Source organism: Caballeronia mineralivorans PML1(12) (assembly GCF_001028175.1).
GTDB lineage: Bacteria > Pseudomonadota > Gammaproteobacteria > Burkholderiales > Burkholderiaceae > Caballeronia > Caballeronia mineralivorans.
This window is the reverse complement of record NZ_AEJF01000002.1, coordinates 1-20,814: the sequence shown is the minus strand read 5'-3', so window position 1 is coordinate 20,814 and position 20,814 is coordinate 1. Positions and strand designations below refer to the sequence as shown.

The following is a 20,814-nucleotide window of genomic DNA, read 5'->3' as shown; positions in this document are numbered from 1 at the left end:
GTGCTGGATGCGGCGCGCGGTCTCGCGCAGCATGTCGTCGCCGGCGTCGTAGCCGAGCGCACGGTTGATGCGCTGGAAGCCATCGATATTCACCAGCAGCAGCGCCGCGTGCGTGTGCGTGTGAATGGCCTCGGCCTGGGCGGCATCGAGCGCGCTTTTAAGTGCCGTCAGGTTCTCGAGGCCAGTCAGCGAATCGTGATGCAGCGTGTGCCGCAGCGCGGCTTCGCGGTCGCGCCAGCGCGAAACTTCGAACGCGGCGAGCGCGAAGCCGGGCACGCCTTGCGTATGCGTCGCGAGAACTCGCAATTCGACGCAGATCGGCGTGGTCAGCGACTTCAGCAGATGCAGCGTCGCCGTTTCGAGCTTGCCGCTGTGTTGCGCGCGGGCGACGAGCGCATCGAGTTCAGCGGTTTCATCCGACGGCACCAGTTCGTGCAGCGTGAGCGAGCTCAGATAGTCGCGGTGATAACCCAGGAAATCGATGCTTCCCGCCGATACGTAGCAAAACCGCAGCGACGCATCCACTTGCGCGAGGAAATCGACCGCGGCAAGCGTGGTTTCAATGGCGATGCTTGCGGCCGGTTCGGCTTCATTCACGGCAGCGGGATGCAGCAGATGAAGCGGTGCGGGCGAAGCCGGGGCGGGACGCCCGGTTTTTGAACCCTGCACGCCGCGCGGCGCCGACCCGGGCACGGTGAGCGGCACTTGCAGTGCAAGAGGCAGGGCTTCGAGGGTGCCGGTGGCCGGCATGGCGGCCGTTGAAGCGTCCGCTGTCGCGAACCTGGCGATACAGCTTGGCAATGTTGTTGCGATCAGCGCCCGGGCAGTCGCGCGCACGGCGGCGCCGGTTTGGCTGGCTAGAGCGAGCCATGTATTCAGGCGCTGGGCGGTGATCCGTTTTACTGGCATGTTTCAGTTATGGCCTGTCTGATTGCGCACCGGGCCGGTAAGGGCGCGGCGCACGCTGTCCGGCAAGCGCGCTGCATCGGGAGTGGTTGACGATTTTTTCCGGCGACGCGGGCACGACCCGCCAGAAGATTCGGTAACCGCAAGTCGGACGTGTTCTTTGCAAGTTAACGGTTATGCCCCGAAATTCTTTAGAGGAATGGCGGAGCGCCCGTGAGCCACGGCCGCGGTGGGTTTGACGCCATTTGTCGGCATCTCGATTTGGGGTAGAGTGCGGCTTGACAGTTGCAAGTTCCGAACTGGTCAGGTGTGTCGTCGAGTGTGTTTTCGAGCTATCTTCCGGCCACTTTTGCGCTTTCGTGTTTGTAAGCTAGCTTCTTAAGCTATAACCCCTCAAGCCAACCGCTTGAGCTAACCGCTGTTTGGTCGTCATTCAGCCAACACCGTTCCATTGCTGCACGCCATGATCGCGTCCCCAAGCCGATTGCCAGAGCCGGCCCTGAAGTCAGGTGTATTGAACGCACGCATCGTGTCGCGCGAGCTCTCGATGACGGCTGCCCATTGCAGCGAGCGCGTGGTGTCGCATGAACCCAGCGGGTCCGTCCATGCCGCCGGTTAATCGGAACCCGACCCGCCACGCCGCGCGCAAGACGGCCGACAGTCCCGCCGAGCCGCCGAAAGGCGCCGCGAAGGACTCTGCGCCCGTGCTTCGCGAGCCGGAGAGCGTCTATCTCGGCCGCCAGCCGATCATCGATCGCAACGGCGCGCTGCATGCCTACGAACTGCTGTTTCGCGACAGCCCTGACAATCGCGCGCGCATTTTCGACGACGTGCAGGCCACTGCGCACGTCGTGGCGCGAACGGTCGGGGAGATTGGTTTGTCGGCGGTGCTGGGGGATCATCGCGGTTACGTGAACATGAACCGCGACCTGCTGTTCGATGACATCGTTCACATCATGCCGCCCGAGCGTTTCGTGCTTGAGATTCTGGAAACCGTCACCTTCGACGCCAGGCTTTTCAAGCGCTGCGGCCAGTTGCGCACCGCGGGCTTCCAGTTCGCCCTCGACGACGTCGTGTCGCTCACCGAACCGCTGTATGAAGCGCTGCCCTACGTGGATTACGTGAAGGTCGACTTCCTCGCCACCGAGCGCGCTCATCTTCCGGAACTGGCAGCCACGCTCAAGCAGCATGGCAAGACGCTGATTGCGGAAAAGATCGAAACGCATCAGGACTTCGACGAAGCCCGCAAGCTTGGCTTCGACCTGTTCCAGGGCTACTTCTTCGCCCGTCCGCAAGTGCTTGTCACGCGCCGCTCGAATCCGTCGCGCACTGCGTTGCTGCGTCTTCTGGGCGTGTTGTCGGGCGAGCCCGATATCGGCGAACTCGAAGCCGAGCTGAAGCTCAATCCGAACGTGGTCGTGCAGTTGCTGAGACTTGCCAATTCAAGCGCGTTCCAATTGAGCCGGCCGGTGTCGTCGTTGCGCGAGGCGATTGCCGCGACCGGCACTCGCCAGATTTCGCGCTGGACCCAGTTACTGCTCTACGCCGATGGCCGCCACTTGCCGTGGCGTTCGGACCCGCTGGTACAACTGGTCGGTACGCGCGCGCGTTTCATGGAACTCGCGGCGCGGGTCATGCGTCCATCGAGTGAGGATTTCGCCGATGCCGCGTTCATGACCGGCATCTTTTCGCTCGTGCATGTGGTGGTGGATTTGCCGCCCGCCGAGATCATGGATTTGCTTAAGTTATCGAAAGAAATTTGCGCGGCGATCGTAGATGGCCAAGGCTCGCTCGGCGCGCTCTTGCGACTCTCTCAGGCCGCGGAACGAGGCGATGCGCCGGAGCTCGATTCGAGCATCGGCGCCAACGCTGAACTCAAGGTGTTGACGCCGGCCGTGCTTGCCGACCTGCAGTTCCAGGCGGCCACGTGGTTCGGTGCGCATCGGGTGGAGTAGGTATCGCGGTATCGCGCTTGCTGGATGGTTTGTTTGTTCGGTTTTACGCGCGTCACGAAAATAGAGGAATCTCATGAAGCGAAAGTTTGCGGGGCGAATGCTGGGAGTGTCGCTGGGTGCCGCGCTTGCGGCGTACGCGCTGGTGGCTTACGCGACCTTGAAGCCCGGCGATCACGCGCCGGTGTTCAGTGCGCAGGCGTCGTTGGGCGGGAATGTGTACGAGTACTCGCTCGCGAGCGAGTTGAAGAAAGGGCCTGTGGTCCTGTACTTCTATCCGGCCGCATTCACGAAAGGCTGCACGATCGAGGCGCACGAGTTTGCTGATGCTGTCGATCAATACAAAGCGCTGGGGGCGACAGTGATTGGTGTGTCGCACGACAACATCGATACGTTAAAGAAATTTTCCGTAAGCGAGTGCCGCAGCAAATTCCCGGTCGCGGCCGACGGTGATGCGAAGATCATCAAGCAATACGATGCAACCATGCCGCTTGTCAGCTCGATGGCCAATCGCGTGTCGTACGTGATCGCGCCGGACGGCACGGTGATCTATGAATACACGAGCTTGTCGCCGGACAAGCATGTGGCGAACACGCTGCAGGCGTTGAAAGACTGGAACGCGAAGCATAAGACCCAATAACGTAGCCCAGTCCTGTAAGGTTTTCGATCGATGCCGATTATCGTTGCGCTCGTTGTTCTGGTGGCCGTGATCTACGGCGCGTTCTGGTCGTTTCACGCGATATCGGCGGCGTTCGGTTTAGGGGTGGCGATTGGTGCCGCGGTGATTGCGGGGCTGGCGGTGGTGAGCATTGCGGTGTATTTCTGGTGGCGCTGGAAGGAAGTTGCGCCGAACGTTCACGATGGCGACTGGACTCACGAACTCAAGCGCGACTGGGGCGGCGTGCGGCTGGCGGCAGCCAAGCGTTTGTGTGAAGTGCGCGTAGGAGGGCAGGTCGGCATGTTTATCTTCGCAGACCTGCGCGGCGCACGGGTTGAGCCAGTCGGGTCGGGCGCGGCGGGGTCGTGGCAAGTGGCGCTTGACGTGAAGGACACGACGCAGTCGCGCTGGAACCTGCCGATGCAGGACCGGCGCGAGGCGCACAAGTGGGGCAGGATTTTGGAGAAGGCCGCAGCGCAGACTTTGTGACGGGCGCTTCGTTCGCCATGCGGATTTGCAGGCGGGGTTCTGCCAATAGCCGCTGGCAAAACCCCAACCCGTCCACAAGCGCGAGCGGCCTTACGCGTGATATCCCATATCGCCGCGTACTTTGCCGCGAAACACCCAGTACGACCACACCACATAAAGCACGATCACGGGCAACAGGAACATCGTCCCGATCAGCAGGAACTGCTGCGAAAGCGGCGTGGTGGACGCATCCCACAACGTCACCGACGGCGGCGCGATAAAAGGCCACAGGCTGATCACAAGCCCCGTGAAAGCCAGAAAGAACAACCCGATCGAGCACATGAACGGGACGACTTCCTTGCGTTTCTCGAGCGCGGACCACAACGTCCAGACCAGCAGCACAGTCAGCACCGGCACTGGCGCGAACACGAAGCTATTGGGAAAGCTGAACCAGCGCGCCGAGATACGCGCGTCCTTAAGCGGCGTCCAGACACTGATCAGCAAAATAAACGCGACCACGCCGAACAGCACTCTCTTCGCCATGCCGCGAGCCCATTCCTGCAACTCGCCTTCCGTTTTCAGCACGAGCCACGTCGTGCCCTGCAGTGCGTAGCCAAAGATCAGCCCGACACCCGTTAGCAGCGGAAACGGCGCAAACCAGTCCCAACTCGTGCCGGCAAATACACGTCCGTGAATTGGAAAGCCCTGCATGAACATGCCGAGCACAACGCCTTGAGAGAACGTGGCGATCAGCGATCCATAACCGAACGCGCCGTCCCATATCCACTTGCGTGCACCAACGACCTCGCGGAATTCAAACGCCACGCCACGGAAGATCAAACCCAGCAGCATCAGCAGGATCGGAAAATAAACAGCCGGCACGATGATCGCGAACGCAAGCGGAAAGGCCGCGAGCAAACCGCCGCCGCCAAGGATCAGCCAGGTTTCGTTGAAGTCCCAGACGGGTGCGACCGAGTTGATCATCAACTGGCGTTCGACGGGGTCGCGGCGCAGCAAGAACACCATGCCGACACCGAGATCGAAGCCATCAAGCAGCACGTACATGAATACCGCGAGCGCCAGGATAGCGGCCCACATCGGCACGAGGTCGAGCATCATGATCTCCTGGAAGGGGGCGCGACATCGTCCGGGCTGGCCGCCTTGGCGGCGCCGGTACTGCCCGATGCATTAGCCGATGCCGCCGACAACGGCCTCGCCGCACGTGTTTCCGGCTGCAGCAGGTCGCTGTCGGTATCTGCGTGTTCATCCGCGGGGCCGATGCGCACGAGCCGCCGCAGCAAGATAAATCCCGCACCGAAGATGACGATGTACGCCAGCACGTAGAGCAGCCACGAGAGCCCGACATCGCCGGCAGTCAACGACGGCGTGACCGAATCGCTGGTGCGCATCAGTCCATACACGGTCCAGGGCTGGCGGCCGCTTTCGGTGGTCGTCCATCCCGCCAGCACGGCGACGAAACCCAGCGGCATGCCGAACGTGGCGCAACGCAGCCAGCGCGGACTGGTTTCAAGCTTGCCGCGCGCGAACAGCACGATGCCGGAGAGCACCAGCGCAAACATCAGCAACGCGATGCCGACCATGATCCGGAACGCGAAGAACACGACCGCGACGTTCGGCCGGTCCTCACGCGGAAAGTCTTTCAGGCCCTGTACGGTGCCGTTCGGATCGTGCGTGAGATAGATGCTGCCGAGTACCGGAATCGAAATTTCGAAATTGTTGCGTTCGTTGGCCTGGTCGGGGATTGCGAAGATATTGGCGGGCACGCGCGAACCGGTGTCCCACAAACCTTCCATCGCGGCGAGCTTGGCCGGCTGATGTTCGCGCGTGTTGAGACCGTGCATATCGCCGATAACCATCTGCACCGGCACCATGATCACGAGAAAGATCAGTGCCATCTTGGTCATCACCCGGCTTTCCTCCAGCGCGCGCCGCTGCTGCAAATAGAGCGCCCCCACGCCGAGAATCACGAACGCGGCTGTGACAAGAAAGGCGCTGACCGTGTGACCGAGACGATAGGGGAAGGAGGGGGTGAAGATGGCGTCGAAGAAACTCGTCACTTCGAAGCGGCCGTCCGGGAGAATCCGGTAACCGGCCGGCGTCTGCATCCAGCTATTTACCGCCAGAATCCAGAACGACGAAATCACGGTTCCCGAGGCGACAAAAACGGCCGCCAGCACGTGAGCCCATTGCGGCACGAGCTTGCGGCCGAACAGCAAGACGCCGAGAAACGCGGCTTCGAGAAAGAATGCGGTCAGGACCTCGTAACCCATCAGTGGGCCGATCACGCTGGCGGTGGCATCGGTGAAACGGCTCCAGTTGGTGCCGAACTGGAACGGCATCACAATTCCCGATACCACGCCCATGCCGAATGAAACCGCGAATATCTTCAGCCAGAACGCAGAAAGCCGCCTGTACACATCCCGCGCGGTAATCCACCAGAGCAACTCAAGCGTCGCGATAAAACACGATAAACCGACCGTGAAGGCCGGCAACAGGATGTGAAACGCAATCACCCAAGCGAACTGGAAGCGGGATAGCAAAACGGCATCGAACTCCATGAATACTCCGTGAGAGAAGTTTCAAATGGGCTGAATTCAACGACGCGTCAGGCCACGTTCAGACGCCGATCCAGCGTCGTGCTGTGCCCGTTGCGACGGTGTTTCACGCATCGACCGCTGCGTACCGGTTTAGATTAAACCAGGTTGCCGTTGTGGTTCAACGATGCCTTGAGTGCTCCAACCGATTAAAACCGCGCATGAAGCCGATGACAGCAAGGCCGCTGCGGGTTATTTCAGCTTTTCGTATTTCTTATGTCCTGACGCGAAAACACGGGGCAAACGGTGCTGAAATCGGCATGGCGGCCTCAAGCGGCCCATGCGCATCGTCGTTATAATTACAGTCTTATTACTTGCCGCATGGACGACCTTGCGCGCCTCTGGCCATATCGGGGACGGCCCCGTTTTTCGACGGGAGCTTCCATGTCGTGGTTTCTATTGTTCATCGCCGGTCTGCTTGAAGTGGCATGGGCCGCCGGCCTCAAAACCTCCGAAGGTTTCACGCGCCTCTGGCCGTCGGTGTTCACGCTGGTAACGGCTGTGGGCAGCTTCGTGCTGCTGGCGCTGGCGATGCGCCAGTTGCCGCTCGGTACCGCTTACGCCGTATGGACGGGCATCGGCGCAGTCGGGGCGTTCGTATTCGGGATCGTCATGCTGGGAGAGGCCGTCACGGTTGCACGCGTCGCGAGTGCCGCGCTGATCGTGGTCGGGCTGATCGGATTGAAATTGTCGTCGGGGCATTGAAGCTGGCGCTTTTGCGCCCTGGGCAGCGGCCTTTTGCCGCGGCCGCTAGGAGATGTTAAAGGGATCGCCAAAAGTGGCCGTTAAGCTGTTCTGAGCACCGCGTGCTGTGGTGCTGCGCAAGGTGCTCGGCGGGTTGGCCGGATTAAGGGCTGAATCAGAAGCGTTGGATGCAGAACACGCCGATATATGGCGCGATGCATCAACCGGCAGCGCGTGGCTATAATGACTTTCAGTTGTCTTGAAAATTCACCGGGCTCGACAGAATGGACCCGGAACAGCGCCAGAATAAGGTGGGCCGGGTCAATACCGGGCCGCATCCATTTATCCCCAGCCCGTCGCCGGGTGGTTTGAGCGACTGGTCGGGCATTCGCAGCCAGTTGCATCGGCATCTATCCGGTGTTCGGGCGCGGGGCGAGCAGCGCGCAAGGAGACAGTCATGCTTGAAGCACTTTCGCTGGCGGCGGGTCTTTCGTGGGCCAGCGGGCTACGACTGTACCTGACGGTGTTCGTCGCGGGGCTGTTCGAGCGTCTGGGCCTGGTCCACCTGCCCGACACGCTCGCCGTACTAGGCTCTCCTTGGGTAATTGGCGCGGCGGCAGCGCTCGCCGTCGTCGAGTTTTTCGCCGATAAAATCCCCGCCTTCGATTCCCTCTGGGACGCCATTCACACCTTCATTCGCATTCCGGCAGGCGCGGTGCTGGCCGTCGGCGCGTTTGGTCACGCCGATCCGGCGCTGCTGACCGTCGCCGCGCTCGCTGGCGGAACGCTCGCGGGGGCCGCGCATCTGGCGAAGGCCGGCACGCGTGCACTCATCAATTTATCGCCGGAACCGGTGTCGAACTGGGTGGCATCGGCAACTGAGGATTTCGGCGCGTTGCTCGGCATCACGCTCGCGTTGTTCGTGCCGCTGCTGTGCCTGGTGCTGATCATCGCGTTCTTGCTGTGCGCCGGATGGGCATTGCCGCGGCTCGTGAGAGGCGTGCGCGGCGGATTTGACCGGATGGCCAAGCACATGGTGCCCAGCGTGAGCGCGCGCGTGAATCCGGGTGTCGGCAGGTTTGGGAGCAAGCACGATTGAGCACTAGCGGTTTGGGCGGCGAGTTGGAGCAGGATTCGAAGCGCGATTCCAAGCAGGATTCGAAGCAGGATTCGAAGCAGCAAGGACTGAGCTTCAGGCAGATCGCGCGCCAGTCGCTGCGAATGACCGCGCGCGACTGGCGCGCGGGTGAGCTGACCATGCTCATCCTCGCGCTCGTGCTGGCAGTTGCGGCGCTCGCGAGTGTTGGTTTTCTCGGTGACCGGATGCGTCAGGGGCTGGAGCGCGACGCACGCCAGATGATCGCCGCGGATTTTGTGGTGCGTGCCGATCATCCGGTCGATCCCGCGTTCGCGGCAGAAGCGGTGCAACTCAAGCTCGAGACCGCGACCACCGCTATCTTCCCGAGCATGATCAGCGCGGGTGCGTCGGGTGATTCGTCTTCTGCGCCCGTCGCTCGCCTTGCGGCGTTAAAGGCCGTTTCTCCCGGATATCCCCTGCGCGGCGCGGTGCGCATCGCGCCTGCCGCCAATCAACCCGGCACGCCCGCCACCTCCATTCCCGCTCCCGGCACCGTCTGGGCCGACCCCGCTTTACTCGATGCGCTGAAAGTGCCCGTCGGCGGCACGGTCCGGGTCGGCACGCGCGCGTTCAAAGTGGCGGCGGTCATTACGCGCGAACTCGATCGCGGTTTCTCATTCGTGAGCTTTTCGCCGCGCCTGATGATGCGCGCCGATGAACTCGCGTCCACCGGTCTCGTCACGTTCGGCAGCCGCGTGACCTATCGGCTGCTGGTGGCGGGGCCGGATCCGCAGGTCAAGCAGTTCGCCACGTTTGCCCGCGCAAAGGTCGACGACGGCAAGTTGCGCGGCGTCGCGCTCGAATCATTGCAGGATGGCCAGCCGCAAGTGCGTCAGACGATCGACCGAGCCAGTCATTTCCTCACGCTCGTTTCGCTGCTTACCGCGTTGCTCGCGGCAGTCGCGATCGCGATGGCCTCGCATCGGTTCGCGCGCCGGCATCTGGACGGCTGCGCCGCGATGCGCTGTCTCGGTGTGAGTCAGGCGACGCTGCGCTCGTTGTTTATCGGCGAATTTTTGGCTGTTGGTCTGCTTGGCAGTGTGGCCGGCGTCGTGCTCGGCTTCGGCGGGCATCTGGTGCTGCTGGACTGGCTTGGAACGCTCGTCGATGTCGAATTGCCGCCGCCGAGCGTCTGGCCCGCGTTGCAGGGCATTGCGACCGGACTGGTCCTGCTGCTTGGTTTCGCGGTGCCGCCGTTGCTGCCGCTCACGCGCGTGCCGCCGGTCCACGTGATCCGCCGTGAACTTGGCGACGCTGGCCGGGTAGCGTGGATCGCGTACGGCGTGGGTGTGTTGCTGTTCGCCGGCCTGCTCGTGCTCGCGGCGGGTGAATGGAAGCTGGGTGGGATCGTGGCGGGAGGATTCGCGGGCGGTCTCATCGTGTTCGGCGGCATTGCGCGCATCGCGCTCTGGGCCGCCGCGCGTTTTGTGCGCAGCGAACGCGTGGGCGCGGGCGTGGGCTGGCGATATGCGCTTGCATCGCTGGAGCGGCGCAGCGGCGCGAGCGCGCTGCAGATCACGGCGCTCGGGATCGGCCTGATGTGTCTGCTGCTCATCGCGATGACGCGCAGCGACCTGATCGCGGGCTGGCGGCAATCGACGCCGCCGGATGCACCGAACCAGTTTCTCATCGATATCCAGCCAGACCAGCGTGCAAGCGTCACCGATTACCTCAAGCAGCACGGCCAAGCAGACGCGACGTTGTCGCCGATGGTGCGCGGCCGTCTGATCGCGGTGAACGGCAAGCCGGTGAGTCCCGATAACTACGAGAAAGCCGATGCGAAACGCCTCGTCGATCGCGAGTTCAACCTCTCGTACACGACGCAATTGCCGAGCGACAACCGCGTGGTTGGCGGCGACTGGTACGGCACGAACGGGCGCGCGCAGGTATCGATAGAAGAAGGGCTCGCGAAGACCATCAACGTGAAACTCGGCGATACGTTGCGTTTCGATGTCGCCGGCATGCAGGTCGAAGGGCCGGTCACGAGCCTGCGCAAGGTCGACTGGAATTCGTTCAAGGTGAACTTCTTCGTGCTGATGCCGCCGCCTTCCATCAGCGATCTGCCCGCTACGTTCATCACGAGTTTCCATTTGCCGCCGGGACAGCAGGGTTTGATCGACGGGTTGATCAACAAGTATCCGAGCGTGACTGCCATCGATATCGCGCCGATCCTCGCGCAGATCCAGCGCGTGCTGGAACAGGTGATCGGCGCCGTGCAATTCCTGTTTATCTTCACGCTGGCGGCGGGCGTGCTTGTGTTGTACGCCGCGCTTGCCGGAACCCGCGACGAGCGTGTGCACGAGTCCGCGTTGCTGCGTGCGCTTGGCGCGTCGCATAAACAGGTGCGTTCGGTGCAGACCGCGGAGTTCGTAGCGGTCGGCGCGTTGAGCGGGTTGATGGCAGCACTCGGGGCGCAGGGAATCGGCTGGGTGCTGGCGTCGCGCGTGTTTGAATTTCACATCGATTTCAACCCGTGGCTCGTGCCGGCGGGCATCGCGGCGGGTGTCGTGTGTTCAGGCGTGGGCGGCTGGATGAGCCTGCGCCGCGTGCTGTCGCGGCCCGCGCTGCAATCGTTGAGAGATGCCTGATCGACCCGGATAACGCATGGCCGGTACAGAAAGACAAGCTCGCAGCGCTCATTGCGCCACGTCCGAATAACCTGAAGAAAACGCATGACCGAAGCAAATATTGAACAAGCGCCGCAACCCACGGCATTTGAACTCGTTGGCGGCGAAGAACGCGTGCGCGCACTCGTCGACCGCTTCTACGACCTGATGGATCTCGAGCCGGAATTCGCGGCTTTACGCGCGTTGCATCCCCCCACGCTCGAGAATTCCCGCGATAAATTCTTCTGGTTCCTGTGCGGCTGGATGGGCGGCCCGGACCATTACATCAGCCGCTTCGGTCATCCGCGTTTGCGGGCGCGGCATATGAATTTCGCGATTGCATCGCCGCAACGGGATCAATGGTTGCGTTGCATGGCATGGGCGATGGAAGACATCGGCCTGGATGCGCCCTTGCGCGAGCGCCTGCTCACGTCCTTCTTCGATACCGCCGACTGGATGCGCAATCGCCCGGGTTGAGCGCGAAGCACAGACGCCCCGGCATAATACCGGTTCGTTTTTAGCCGGCGATAGATCAGGAGACACCCCATGAGCACACGCGCGCTGTTTCGCGAAGACGCCTATCTGACCCGTTGCGAGGGCTCGGTTGTGGCCATCGATGAGCTAGGCATTCATCTCGATCAAACCGTGTTCTATCCGCTTGGCGGCGGTCAGGCGGGCGACGCCGGAACGCTGACGCTGGCCGACGGCACGCGCATCGAAATAGCCGATACCCGCAAGGCCAAGTTCGAGGGCGCGACGCCCGATGACGCCGTCCACGTGCTCGCGCCGGGCCAGGAAGCGCTGCTTGCGAAGCTCGCGGTGGGCGACCGGGTGACGGCTGAGATCGATTGGGAGCGGCGTTACCGGCACATGCGCCTGCACACGGCGACGCATTTGCTGTGTGCGGCGCTGCCGTATCCCGTCGATGGCTGCAGCATCACCAGCGGCTACGCCCGCATGGACTTCGCGACCGTGGAGCCGATCGAACGCGAGGAACTGGAAACGCGCTTGCGTGAGTTGATCGGCGGCGCGCATCCGGTGGCGACCGAGTGGATCACCGATCAGGAAATGGAAGAGCGCCCCGAGCTCGTCCGCACGATGAGCGTGAAGCCGCCTGTGGGCATGGGGCGTGTGCGTTTGCTGCGTATCGAGGGGATCGATTTGCAGCCGTGCGGCGGCACGCATGTACGCAACACGAGTGAAATCGGTGAGCTGAGGATTGCGAAGGTGGAGAAGAAAAGCGCACGCACGCGGCGTCTCGTGATCGAGTTTGCGTGATGGTGGATGCACGCGCTCAAGCGGTGCTCGACGCATGGTTCGGTGCTCCGGATTCAGCGGAGTTCGGCCATGCGCGCAAGCTTTGGTTCAAGAAGAACGCGGCCTTTGATGCCATGCTTGACGAGCGTTTCGGCGCTCTGCTGGAAGAAGCGTTAGCCGGCGATTTGGTGAAGTGGTCCGCAGCGCCGCTCGGCGCGCTGGCTTTGATCGTGTTGCTCGACCAGTTCACGCGCAATTGTTTTCGCAACACGCCGCGTGCGTTCGCCGGGGACAGGCAGGCGTTAAAGCTCGCACGCACGCTAGTCGCTACCCACGACGAACTGAGCTTGCCGACGATCCATCATCGCGCGTTCGTGTACATGCCGTTCGAGCATGACGAGACGCTGGAAAGCCAGCGTGAAGCGGTGCGCTTACACACGGCGCTCTTTGATGAAAGCGGCGACAAGGACATCGAAGGAGGGCTGAAATACGCACGCAAGCATGCTGAAGTCATCGAGCGGTTTGGCCGCTTTCCGCATCGCAATGCAATTCTCGGCCGCGAAACGACGGCCGAAGAACACGCGTGGCTCAAGAAGAGGGGTGGCTTCTAACTTCCGGCGGTTAACGTTTTAACGCCCGCCCGCGACGTCGAGCAACGCGCCGCTCACATACGCCGACGCATCCGATAACAGCCACACAATCGATTGCGCCACTTCATCCGCAGTACCCGGGCGCCCCAGCGGCGCCAACGCGCCCAACTGCGCCGCGCGATCCGGCTTGCCGCCGCTCGCGTGAATCTCCGTATCGATCAGCCCGGGCCGAACGGCGTTCACGCGCACGCCTTCCGGGCCGAGTTCTTTGGCAAGACCGATCGTCAAGGTATCGACGGCGCCTTTCGAGCCCGCGTAATCCACGTACTCGTTCGGCGACCCGAGCCGCGCTGCCGCTGACGACACATTGACGATCGAGCCGCCGCGCCCACCGCGTTTCGTCGACATGCGCCGCGCCGCTTCGCGCGCGCCGAGATAGGCGCCGAGCACGTTGGTGTCGAACACGCGTTTCATACGGGCCACGTCCATATCCGCCAGCGCCGAACCCGGCGCGACGATGCCCGCGTTGTTCACGAAACCATCGATCTGGCCGAACGCACGTGTGGTCGCATCGAAAAGGGCAATCACATCGGCTTCTTCGCAGACATCGCCCTGGATCGCGATCGCGCGGCCACCGGCGGCTTCTACGCGCGCGACGGTTTCATCGGCGGCGTTGCGATTGGTCGCGTAGTTCACGCCGACCGACCAGCCACGCGCCGCGCACAGCAAAGCGGCGGCGCGGCCGATGCCGCGGCTGCCGCCCGTAATCAACACTACCTTCGACATCGCCAACTCTCCGCTCAAATAGCGTCGCGTTTCTCGGGCCAGCGATCGACAACCGGCGGCTGATAGGCCTTGAGCGCCTCGATCAACTTCACCGGGTCGGCGGCGACTTGCAGCATGTCGAGGAACGGCGCGCGCATGAAGCCTTCTTCCACCGTGTGGCGCAGCATGGCGAGCAGCGGATCGTAATAACCGTCTACGTTCAGCAACGCGACCGGCTTCTCGTGATAGCGAAGCTGCGCCCACGTGTAGGCCTCGAACAGCTCTTCGAACGTGCCGACACCGCCGGGCATCGATACAAACGCATCGGCCAGATCGGCCATTTTCTTCTTGCGCTGATGCATGTCGGGCACGACGTGCAACTCGGTCAGGCCGTTGTGGCCGACTTCCTTGTTCATCAGCAATTCGGGAATCACGCCGATAGCACGGCCACCAAGCGCGAGGACTTCGTCGGCGATGGTGCCCATCAACCCCACGCTCCCGCCGCCGTAGACCAGCGCGAGATCCGCTTCGACCAACGCGCGGCCGAACGCTTTTGCCGCTTCGGCATAGACCGGTCTGGCTCCATTGGCGGAGCCGCAATATACGCAGACTGCTTTCATCAAATAGGTTCCTTAGGTGCGCCGTCTTCCTTCGGCGCGCGGTAATCGGCAAAGACGCGTTCCGGCATTTTCCCCGACACGAGGTCGTCGAAAATCTGCCGTGATCGCCCGCGGAGATACGGCGCCATCATCGAGATAATATGCAGGCTTGCCTGATGCAATTCCGCGCGGATCGTGTCCTGCTCGTTGTATTTGCGCGGGTTCATGACGAACTGGTACGAGAGCCAGTACGTCGCGATGATCCCCATGTTGGTCGCGATCACCTTGATTTCGGCCGGCGTTGCGACCATCTCGTGATCGGTCACGAGCGCCTCGCACAGTTGCTGCGCGAAGTTGACCTTGTGGGTGATGATCTGTTTGAAATGCGTTTCCAGCGTGCGGTTGCGGGCGAGCAGATCGTTCAGGTCACGATACAAAAAGCGGTACTGCCACAGGAAATCCGCCATGTACTGCAGGTAGGACCACATCTCGTCAATCGTCGGACGATGGTCTTCCGGAAAACGCAGCCGCTTTTCGATCTGCTGCTCGAACTGCGCGAAGATGCTGTTGATGATGTCGTCTTTGTTGCGGAAATGGTAGTACAGATTACCTGGACTGATCTCCATTTCTTCCGCGATGGTGGTCGTCGTGACGTTCGGTTCCCCGATATCGTTGAACAGCTTCAGCGATAGTTCGAGAATCCGTTCACGGGTGCGGCGGGGAGGTTTGGCTTCCATGTCGTCCGGACCTGGTTAAACCGGCTCCGGGCGAGGGCGGCCTGCATGACAGCGTCGCGAACCCGGAATCGGTGGGTATCTTGAATACGGACGATTATAAACGGCTCAATAGAGGGCGGGTTTGTATGCGGTGGCGAGTTTCGCGCAGCGGGGCGTTTAAAACAGCATCAGGGCCCAACGCCAGAGGAGAGGGCCGACTATCAGGCCCCATGTGAGCACACACACCAGTAGTGCCACCATGACCGCTGCGCTGCCGAAATCCTTTGCACGTTTGGACAGTTCGTGGCGCTCGAGCGAAATCCGGTCAATCGCTGCTTCCACGCTCGAGTTCAGCAATTCCACCATCAGCACCAGCAGCACGGACGCCAGCAGCGCGGCGCGCTCCACGGGCGTGACCGGCACGACGATGCCGCACGGCACCAGGATCGCGGCGAGCGTCAACTCCTGGCGGAACGCGCTTTCCTCGCGAATCGCCACGCGAAAGCCGTTCAACGAGTTTTTCATCGCGTGCCAGGCGCGAGTCAGGCCGCGGTTGCCCTTGTAGGGGTTGAAGGGCAGCGGGGCGAGCGGGTCGTCGGGGCTCAGCGGTTCGCTTGCGTGTTGCGAGACCTCGATGCCCACGTCATCCTCTTCGTGATCGAAGGGTTCCCGATGGACATAAAGCAGGGATTTCGCTTGCACTGAAGGTTTGGCTTTCACATTGCGCTTCTTTGAAACTTGCTGTGGTTGTGCTGACGCACGGTCCGAGTCACTTTCAAAGCCACTCTGCGGGGCGGCGATGACTTCCTGGCGAAACGCTGTACAGAAGTCACCAAAGGCGAGTTCGGCGGCGGCCTATTGCAGCATTGTCGCCCTCTTTGGCCGGCGGGTCTCGAACGGCACCACGCGTTTGAGCACCCGCCATATTGCGCTAAAGCAACAGCATTCAATCGATGACGACGGTGCAGCAAAAGCTGGACTACGCCGTCGCCTGCTTTTGCGTCGCACCGCGCGCCGCGAGCGGTTTCAGATTCGACGCAAATTGCTCCGATGCCGCCCGCCACGAAAACTTTTCTGCCCACGCACGGGCATCGGCACGTTGAATCTTCAGCGCCCGCAAACACGCTTCGCGCAGGTCTTCGTCGAGCGCGCCGGGGCCGTCGGCGCCGAGAACGTCGATCGGACCGGTCACCGGGTATGCCGCGACCGGCGTGCCGCATGCCATTGCTTCGAGGAGCACGAGGCCGAAGGTATCGGTGCGGCTCGGGAACACGAATACGTCAGCAGCCGCGTAGACCTTCGCCAGCTCAGCCTGCGACAGCACGCCGAGATAATTCACGTTCGTGTAGCGCGATTTCAGTTCGGCAAGCGCCGGACCTTCGCCTGCTACCCACTTCGATCCCGGCAGATCGAGCTTCAAGAAGGCCTCGACATTTTTCTCGACCGCCACGCGTCCTACATACAAAAAAATCGGCCGCGTGGTGTTGAGAACCTTCGAATCCATCGGTTGAAAGATATCCAGATCAACGCCGCGTGTCCACAACACCACGTTCGTAAAACCGAACTTTTCGAGGTCGGTTTTTACAACGGGCGTCGGTGCCATCACGGCTTGCGAGGGCTTGTGGAACCAGTGCAGGAACTTATACGTCGCGGCGAGCGGAATATGAAAACGCGCCTGCACGTACTCGGGAAAGCGCGTGTGATAAGCGGTGGTGAACGGCAATTTGTTGCGCAGCGCGAACGAGCGCGCGGCCATTCCGAGCGGGCCTTCCGTTGCGATATGCAACGCATCCGGCGCAAATTCCTCGATACGCTGCGCCACCCGGCGACGCGGCAGCAGCGACAGCCGGATCTCGGGATAAGTCGGGCACGGGATGGTCTTGAACTCGAGCGGGCTCAGCAATTCCACGCGATGTCCGAGCGCAGTGAGTTCGCGGGTGGTGCTTTTCAATGTGCGCACGACGCCGTTGACTTGCGGTTCCCATGCGTCGGTGACGATCATGATTTTCATTCGATGGCCTCGATAAGTGAAAGCGCTCAGGCAGTTGATCAGGCAGTTGCCCCGGCCTTTTGCGAATGGTGTTCAGGTGAGCGCAGCACGGTCCAGTAAATGATCTTCAGCTCGCCTTCGAAGGTCTCGACAAGCGCCGATAGGCTTTCCACCCAATCGCCGTCGTTGCAGTACAGGACGCCGTCGATATCGCGAATCTCAGCCTTGTGAATGTGGCCGCAGACGACCCCATCGCAGCCACGGCGGCGCGCTTCGTCGGTCATCACGTGCTCGAACTTCGAGATGAAGTTGACCGCATTCTTGACCTGATGCTTGAGGTATTGCGAGAGCGACCAGTAGTTGAGACCGAAGCGGCTGCGTGCCCGGTTGAACCAGCGGTTGAGCAACAAGATGAGCGTGTAGAGCGTGTCGCCGAGATAGGCGAGCCATTTCGCGTGCTGGATGACGCCATCGAAGAGATCGCCGTGGACGATCCAGAGACGCTTGCCCCCGAGCGTGGTGTGGAAGGCTTCGCTGCGCACGTGGATGTCGCCGAAAGCGAGGTCGCAGAACTGTCGCGCGGCTTCGTCATGATTGCCGGGAATGTAGACCACCTGCGTGCCTTTGCGGGCTTTGCGCAGCACTTTCTGGATCACGTCGTTGTGCGCTTGCGGCCAGAACCAGCCTTTGCGGAGTTGCCATCCATCAATGATGTCACCGACCAGATAGAGGTACTCCGAATCGTTATGGCGCAGGAAGTCGAGGAGATAGTGTGCCTGGCAGCCGCCGGAGCCGAGATGGATATCGGACAGCCAGATGGTCCGGTAGCGATGGTCGGCCGGGCCATCGTCGGGGCGGGAGGTGGTTCCGGAAGCGGTCGGGGGAGCGAGGCTGGCGCCGGTGGTTTCAGGGGGCGGAGGTGGCGCAACGTCGGTGCGGAACGCGATGGCTTTGGCATCGCGGAGGGTGATGCCTAGGAGTTGACTCGCAGACGATTTAGTGGCCATGGGCACGCGCAACGGGTTGCAGTGGGGCCATTGCGCCATGCTCACATGACGGAGCCATGACAGTCACAAAAACTTCTTATTGCTAAGGGTTGCGATGGGAGGGGATCGCGTGTGGTGAGCGAGGAAAAACACCGCGAATTACTGCTCTTCGATGAGTTTTGCAAAACGCATGTCGAACCGATGCAGTTGGCTTGGCGGGCGCTCGCAGCCCATTACGTCACGTGACGTTACGTGACGTTTATAGGCGCTTTCGTTTCTCAATCGGAGTCGTCGAGCGGGAGCTCAACCCAGCAGGCGATCGTTGCAGCGAAGCCACGATCGCGCGAAAACTGACGTGAAATCCGAAGCAATCCATGACCGCAGGTACGCGATGAGCCGCGAGCCTTCATCGTGTTGGTATCGCCTATACTTTCCGATTTCCGATGGAATCCTATGCAAACGGAAAGTGGAACAGTAGGGCTCCGGTCGTGCGAATCTTGACGTGCAAAGTATGTAACGAGCCGGCGCCTCTCTATGGCGTTACCGATTTCAACAAAAGTTGCGAAGAGCGGCGTGGACGATATCTGCCGCTTACCGGCGTTCCGGTCTATTACCACCGATGCGATAGTTGCGGTCTTATCTTCACGAGTGCATTCGATCACTGGAGCAAAGGCGACTATCTGCAGCACATTTACAACGATGATTACGTGCTGGTCGACCCCGACTATATCGATACGCGACCTGCGGGCAATGCCGTTTTGATCCTCGATTTCATCAAGAAGGGTCACGCATTGAGGTGCCTCGACTATGGCGGCGGCAACGGCAAGCTGACGTCGTTGTTGCGCGAGGGCGGGGTTGACGGCCACAGTTGGGACCCGATGGACGAGGGCGGTGCGTCACCGTCTGGCTCCTTCGATTTCATCAGCGCATTCGAGGTTCTGGAGCACACGCCTGAACCGCTCGCGACGATTCAGCGAGCGCTAGGGCTGCTGAACGGGCGTGGCGTATTGTTGCTTTCGACGTTGACGATCGATCACGTGTCGCCACGGGGAATGGACAACTGGTATATCGCGCCGCGCAACGGACATATCACGCTTTACACGAGGCGCTCATTGCAGACCATGTTTGCGGGATTTGGATATCGGGTGCATCACTTCAACGACAACCTTCATATGGCGTTGAAAGATGATCCGAGCTGGCTGAGTTAAGAGCGGCAAACAAGACCGGCAAACGCGAGGAGGCGTGACGATTCGTATGCCTGAGGATTTGCTGCTCTGTCGCCTCGCGAGGCGGCATCAACGGTCCATGAACCGTCCATCAACCGTCGCGGACGCGAGAGGAATGCCAGCCCCAGCCTAAGCCGCCGGCACCACACCTACGATCCGCGTTCCGGCCAGCCGGTCATGCAAGAACTGCCGCGACGGATCGAGCCAGACCGTTGCGGCCCAGAGCACGATCCACACGGCGGTCAGAACGAGCGTAGACGGCACGGAAAGCTTGAGTAGCGGATGCAACGCGAGCGGCGGCAAGAACCATAGCCACGCAAAAACAAACCGCAGAACGGCGCGCACGGTTGAAACCGGTGCTCCCCGCGCATCGACTACTTTCAACCGCCAGGTTTTCATGGGCAGAGTCTGCCCGCCATGTGTCCAGAAATAGACGAAATAAACCGCGAGCACGAACCCGATCCACGTCATCAGAAGATTGTGGTGGGTAAGCCCGTTGCGTTGCTGCGTAAGCGTACTGAACAGATATCCGGCGATAAAAACAATCCCGAAGAGGATCACGCCTTCATAGAGCATCGTGGCAAGCCGGCGACGCAGTCGGGGCGCGATCAATCCGGGAGACTCGATAGATTCAAAAGACGCGCTCACTGTTCGCCTACGAGCCGTTGAACACTGAGGGCGCTTGCTGCGGCGAAACGGGAATCGGCGTTGCCGGCACAAAACTGGCCGAGCTGGGAATAGCGGGTGCGGCGGCCGCAGACCCGGAAGCGCCCATTTCAGCAATAGCCTCGGAAGCGCGCGCGTGTTCCCGCGCGGTCATCAGCCGGTCGATATCCTTGACTTCGGTTTTACCGGTAGGTGGCGCGCTGACAACGGTCGGCCGGCGAGGCCTTTCGGTCGCGGCGAGCTTTTTCTTCTGGTCTTCTGGAAGCTTTTGGTAAGCATCCCAGGCGCGTTCCCGCTTTTCGACGGGAACGGACTTCGACACCTGATAATTTTCGCGCGCGACCTTGCGCTGATCCGGCGTCATGCGGACCCATTCGGTCATCCGCTCATGCAGGCGTTTTTGCTGATCAGGCGTCATCTTCTTATAACGTGACGCGATCTTCATCCAATTGCGCTTGCGCTCTTCGCTGAATTGGTCCCATTGGGAGGCGAACGGCGCGAGCGCGACCCGTTGAGCCTCAGTAAGCCGTGCCCAAGCCATGGGACTTTCGGGGGACGAGAGCGAAGAAAGCGGCGACAGGACTTCTCCCGCGCTCGCCCCGGCAGGGGCGGCAGCAACGGGAACCGCCGAAGCGGACGAGTAGAAACGCGGATAGGTGGCGGCAAACGCGACAAGTCCCGCAATTGCGCATCCAAAGACAATCGCGAGGCCGCGCTTGTAACTCACCCGATGACTCCTGCGTTCTTTAATGATTGCGCGTCAGGTACGCGTTGAAACCGTGGTCGAGATAGGCGTCGAGCGGGAGATTGTCGCTGAGCATGGCGGCGTCGATATCGGCGAGTTCCGCGGTGCGCTGCTGGTCCTCCCAGTAAGCGATGCCAGCCAGCCCGATGACGAGCGCGAGCAGCGGCCACGCCAGCGCGAGGCGCGAGAAGCGGCCACGTTTACCCGTATGGCCAGACGCAGCGGAGCCGAAAGCGCCCGGCGCCAT

The 20,814-nt window shown here is 61.5% G+C and carries 21 protein-coding genes and 1 pseudogene; 10 read left to right on the top strand and 12 right to left on the bottom strand.

Annotated features, from left to right (window positions below; genetic code table 11):
- Nucleotides 1-909 (bottom strand): sensor domain-containing diguanylate cyclase (locus tag EOS_RS00385; protein WP_235442657.1); only part of this gene is annotated, 909 nt, incomplete at its 3' end.
- A gap of 581 nt (nt 910-1,490) precedes the next feature.
- Between EOS_RS00385 and EOS_RS00375 the strand changes: the two genes are divergently transcribed.
- The 3 genes from EOS_RS00375 to EOS_RS00365 all read left to right on the top strand — a co-directional run bounded on the left by EOS_RS00375 (nt 1,491) and on the right by EOS_RS00365 (nt 4,005).
- Complete coding sequence (locus tag EOS_RS00375) at nt 1,491-2,861, top strand: EAL and HDOD domain-containing protein (protein ID WP_235442656.1); 1,371 nt, start codon at nt 1,491-1,493, stop codon at nt 2,859-2,861.
- Between the two features lie 73 nt (nt 2,862-2,934).
- Nucleotides 2,935-3,498 (top strand): peroxiredoxin, encoded by a 564-nt coding sequence (locus EOS_RS00370; protein ID WP_047844623.1) that lies wholly within the window; start codon nt 2,935-2,937, stop codon nt 3,496-3,498.
- A gap of 30 nt (nt 3,499-3,528) precedes the next feature.
- Entirely contained in the window at nt 3,529-4,005 is a 477-nt protein-coding gene (locus tag EOS_RS00365) for a hypothetical protein (protein ID WP_047844622.1), read from the top strand.
- Nucleotides 4,006-4,095: 90 nt separating this feature from the next.
- Here EOS_RS00365 and cydB read toward each other — a convergent pair whose 3' ends face one another.
- On the bottom strand, nt 4,096-5,103 hold the full coding sequence (gene cydB / locus EOS_RS00360) for a cytochrome d ubiquinol oxidase subunit II (protein WP_200908593.1): 1,008 nt from the start codon (nt 5,101-5,103) through the stop codon (nt 4,096-4,098).
- Nucleotides 5,100-6,563: a cytochrome ubiquinol oxidase subunit I gene (locus EOS_RS00355; protein ID WP_047844620.1), complete on the bottom strand. Its 1,464-nt coding sequence runs from the start codon at nt 6,561-6,563 to the stop codon at nt 5,100-5,102. Before EOS_RS00355 ends, cydB begins: the two co-directional genes overlap by 4 nt.
- A gap of 420 nt (nt 6,564-6,983) precedes the next feature.
- Between EOS_RS00355 and sugE the strand changes: the two genes are divergently transcribed.
- The 6 genes from sugE to EOS_RS00325 all read left to right on the top strand — a co-directional run bounded on the left by sugE (nt 6,984) and on the right by EOS_RS00325 (nt 12,895).
- A complete protein-coding gene (gene sugE, locus EOS_RS00350; protein WP_047844619.1) occupies nt 6,984-7,304 on the top strand; it encodes a quaternary ammonium compound efflux SMR transporter SugE in 321 nt (106 codons plus the stop codon).
- Nucleotides 7,305-7,740: 436 nt separating this feature from the next.
- A complete protein-coding gene (locus tag EOS_RS00345) occupies nt 7,741-8,382 on the top strand; it encodes a DUF4126 domain-containing protein (protein WP_047844618.1) in 642 nt (213 codons plus the stop codon).
- 122 nt (nt 8,383-8,504) lie between these two features.
- A complete protein-coding gene (locus EOS_RS00340; protein ID WP_087881856.1) occupies nt 8,505-11,009 on the top strand; it encodes an ABC transporter permease in 2,505 nt (834 codons plus the stop codon).
- An 84-nt stretch (nt 11,010-11,093) separates the two neighbouring features.
- Nucleotides 11,094-11,504 (top strand): group II truncated hemoglobin, encoded by a 411-nt coding sequence (locus EOS_RS00335; protein WP_047844616.1) that lies wholly within the window; start codon nt 11,094-11,096, stop codon nt 11,502-11,504.
- Between the two features lie 69 nt (nt 11,505-11,573).
- Entirely contained in the window at nt 11,574-12,305 is a 732-nt protein-coding gene (locus EOS_RS00330; protein WP_047844615.1) for an alanyl-tRNA editing protein, read from the top strand.
- Nucleotides 12,305-12,895, top strand: coding sequence for a DUF924 family protein (locus EOS_RS00325; protein WP_082163163.1), 591 nt, complete (start codon nt 12,305-12,307; stop codon nt 12,893-12,895). The genes EOS_RS00330 and EOS_RS00325 overlap by 1 nt, the downstream gene beginning before the upstream one ends.
- 18 nt (nt 12,896-12,913) lie before the next feature.
- Here the strand turns inward: EOS_RS00325 and EOS_RS00320 are convergent, their stop codons facing one another.
- The 6 genes and pseudogenes from EOS_RS00320 to EOS_RS00295 form a co-directional block, all read right to left on the bottom strand.
- Nucleotides 12,914-13,660 (bottom strand): SDR family oxidoreductase, encoded by a 747-nt coding sequence (locus tag EOS_RS00320; protein ID WP_047844613.1) that lies wholly within the window; start codon nt 13,658-13,660, stop codon nt 12,914-12,916.
- Nucleotides 13,661-13,674: 14 nt separating this feature from the next.
- Nucleotides 13,675-14,259 carry an LOG family protein gene (locus tag EOS_RS00315; RefSeq protein WP_047844612.1) on the bottom strand — a complete coding sequence of 195 codons (585 nt, stop codon included), beginning with the start codon at nt 14,257-14,259 and terminating at the stop codon, nt 13,675-13,677.
- Nucleotides 14,259-14,975: a TetR/AcrR family transcriptional regulator gene (locus EOS_RS00310; protein ID WP_047844611.1), complete on the bottom strand. Its 717-nt coding sequence runs from the start codon at nt 14,973-14,975 to the stop codon at nt 14,259-14,261. The genes EOS_RS00315 and EOS_RS00310 overlap by 1 nt, the downstream gene beginning before the upstream one ends.
- Before the next feature lie 156 nt (nt 14,976-15,131).
- A complete protein-coding gene (locus tag EOS_RS00305; protein ID WP_047844610.1) occupies nt 15,132-15,674 on the bottom strand; it encodes a diacylglycerol kinase in 543 nt (180 codons plus the stop codon).
- Nucleotides 15,675-15,933: 259 nt separating this feature from the next.
- Nucleotides 15,934-16,965, bottom strand: a complete 1,032-nt coding sequence (locus EOS_RS00300) for a glycosyltransferase family 4 protein (protein ID WP_047844609.1) — start codon at nt 16,963-16,965, stop codon at nt 15,934-15,936.
- A gap of 38 nt (nt 16,966-17,003) precedes the next feature.
- Nucleotides 17,004-17,837 (bottom strand): annotated as a pseudogene (locus EOS_RS00295) (UDP-2,3-diacylglucosamine diphosphatase); the annotation flags it as partial.
- 590 nt (nt 17,838-18,427) lie between these two features.
- Between EOS_RS00295 and EOS_RS00290 the strand changes: the two are divergent.
- A complete protein-coding gene (locus EOS_RS00290; protein WP_053063712.1) occupies nt 18,428-19,138 on the top strand; it encodes a class I SAM-dependent methyltransferase in 711 nt (236 codons plus the stop codon).
- A gap of 147 nt (nt 19,139-19,285) precedes the next feature.
- Here the strand turns inward: EOS_RS00290 and EOS_RS00285 are convergent, their stop codons facing one another.
- The 3 genes from EOS_RS00285 to EOS_RS00275 all read right to left on the bottom strand — a co-directional run.
- Nucleotides 19,286-19,768, bottom strand: coding sequence for an RDD family protein (locus EOS_RS00285; protein WP_268760281.1), 483 nt, complete (start codon nt 19,766-19,768; stop codon nt 19,286-19,288).
- Between the two features lie 43 nt (nt 19,769-19,811).
- The gene (locus tag EOS_RS00280) at nt 19,812-20,549 is read right to left on the bottom strand and encodes a DUF3106 domain-containing protein (RefSeq protein WP_047844606.1); all 738 of its coding nucleotides are present in this window, start codon (nt 20,547-20,549) and stop codon (nt 19,812-19,814) included.
- A gap of 19 nt (nt 20,550-20,568) precedes the next feature.
- A partial coding sequence (locus EOS_RS00275) for a DUF3619 family protein (RefSeq protein WP_047844605.1) occupies nt 20,569-20,814 on the bottom strand: 246 nt, incomplete at its 5' end.